This window comes from Sphingomonas sp. CFBP 13706 (assembly GCF_014842355.1).
Taxonomy (GTDB): domain Bacteria; phylum Pseudomonadota; class Alphaproteobacteria; order Sphingomonadales; family Sphingomonadaceae; genus Sphingomonas; species Sphingomonas aerolata.
Genome location: NZ_JACYVM010000081.1, coordinates 1 through 429, shown reverse-complemented (window position 1 = coordinate 429; position 429 = coordinate 1). Strand labels below are relative to the sequence as shown.

Annotated in this window: 1 protein-coding gene; it reads left to right on the top strand. The window is 66.4% G+C overall.

Annotated elements, in window-relative coordinates:
* On the top strand, positions 1 to 429 hold a 429-nt coding region (locus IFS44_RS21750; RefSeq protein ID WP_192100237.1), incomplete at both ends, for a TonB-dependent receptor plug domain-containing protein.

Sequence of the window (429 nt, the reverse complement as noted above, 5' to 3'; positions counted from 1 at the left end):
TCGGACTGCGCCGATTGACCCCATACCGACCAATGCCGGGCCAAGCTGGACTGGCGATACGATCGTCGTCACGGGTATCCGCGACGGATATGCCGTTCCCGAGACGGCGTCCGCGACGCGCACCACCACGCCTTTGATCCATGTGCCGCAGTCGGTGCAGGTGCTGACCGGCGCGCTGCTGAGCGAACAGGATCGTCGCCAGCTCGGCGAGGCTTTGGCGAATGTTTCGGGTGTCGTCGGCAACCGCCCCGAGGAGGGCTTGACCGTAGGGCCGATCGTGCGCGGCTTCATGGCGGAGATCTATCAGGATGGCCTGCCGATGTTCGGCGCGTTTTCGGCGGCCAACGATCCCGCAAGCCTGGTCGGCATTCGCAGGATCGACGTGCTGAAAGGCCCGAGCGCCACGCTCTACGGCGGCGGCGTCGGCTC